Below are 1,426 nucleotides of genomic sequence, written 5' to 3' on the forward strand. Positions count from 1 at the left end.
GAAGGGGTCGGGGCCCAGGGCCATGACCTCGGCGCACCAGTTGCGGGCCTCGATGCGGACGTCGCGCATCTGCCAGTACCAGATCAGCGACAGGACGAGGCAGATCGCCTCCTGTTCGTCGCGCTCGGCGACGGCGTGCCGCAGGGCGGTGCGGAGGTTCTCGTACTCCAGCTCCAGCCGCCCCACGGCGGCGAGTTGGCCGGGGCCGCGCAGCAACGGGTCAGTGGTGCGGGCGAGTTCGCGGTAGTACGTCAGATGGGCGCGCTCGGCACGGGGGCGCCGGCCGGCCTCGTCGAGCCGCTCCCCCGCGTACTCGGCGACGGTCTCCAGGAGCCGGTAGCGCATCTCCCCGTCACCCGAAGGGGCGGCCACCACAAGGGACTTGTCGACGAGGGAGCCGAGCGTCTCGAACGCGACGGGCCCGCACACGGCCTCGGCGGCGTCGAGGTCGCAGCCGCCGGCGAAGACGGACAGGGTGGTCAGCACCTCCCGTTCGTCCGCGTCGAGGAGGTCCCAGGACCAGTCGACGACGGCCCGCAGGGTCTGCTGGCGGGGCAGCAGCGTACGGCTGCCCGAAGTGAGCAGCCGGAAGCGGTCGTCGAGCCGGTCGGCGATCTGACGCGGCGTCAACATCCGTAGCCGGGCGGCCGCAAGCTCGATGGCGAGGGGCAGTCCGTCGAGCCGCCGGCAGATCTCGGCGCAGGCCTCCGGGTCGTCCTCGACGCTGAACCCCGGCCGGGCGGCGGCACCCCGGTCGGCGAGCAGCCGTAGCGCGACGGGGTCGGGCAGGGGTTCCACCGGGCGCAGCAACTCGCCCGGTACGCCCAGGGGTTCACGGCTGGTGGCGAGGACGGTGAGTCCGGGGCAGCGCTCCAGCAGGGACTCCACGAGGCGGGCGGCGGCGTCCACGACGTGTTCGCAGTTGTCGAGGATCAGCAGCATCCGGCGGCTGCCGCAGTGCTCGGCGAGCCGCTCGACGGGGCTGTCGTGCCGCTCGCCGCCGGCGGCCCGGATCGCCTCGGCGCCGGCGCCGTACATCACGGTCTCGCGCGCGCCGACCGCGGTGAGCACGGCCTCCGGTACGGCGTCCGGGTCGTCGACGGGGGCGAGTTCGGCCAGCCACACCCCGTCCCGCGCCGCGTACCGCACGGCTTCGGCGGCCTCCTGCGACAGCCGTGTCTTCCCGGCCCCACCGGGCCCGAGCAGCGTCACCAGCCGGGCCGCCGCGAGATCACCCCGGATGACGTCGATGTCGGCCTCCCGGCCGACGAAGGAGGTGAGACGGGCGCGGAGGTTGCCGGCTTCCTCGTCTACACGGTCAACCAGGTCGGCTGGTACGAGTACATCACCGAGTGGCGCTTCCAGGACGACGGCACCATCAACATGAACGTCGGTGCCACCGGCAGCCTTTCGCCCTACGACTACG

Annotated in this window: 1 protein-coding gene; it reads right to left on the reverse strand. The window is 73.1% G+C overall.

What is annotated here, in order from left to right; translation table 11 throughout:
* A partial coding sequence (locus ACNFOC_RS54365) for an ATP-binding protein (RefSeq protein ID WP_416966310.1) occupies positions 1-1,426 on the reverse strand: 1,426 nt, incomplete at both ends.

The organism is Streptomyces colwelliae, from assembly GCF_048158785.1.
Classification (GTDB): domain Bacteria; phylum Actinomycetota; class Actinomycetes; order Streptomycetales; family Streptomycetaceae; genus Streptomyces.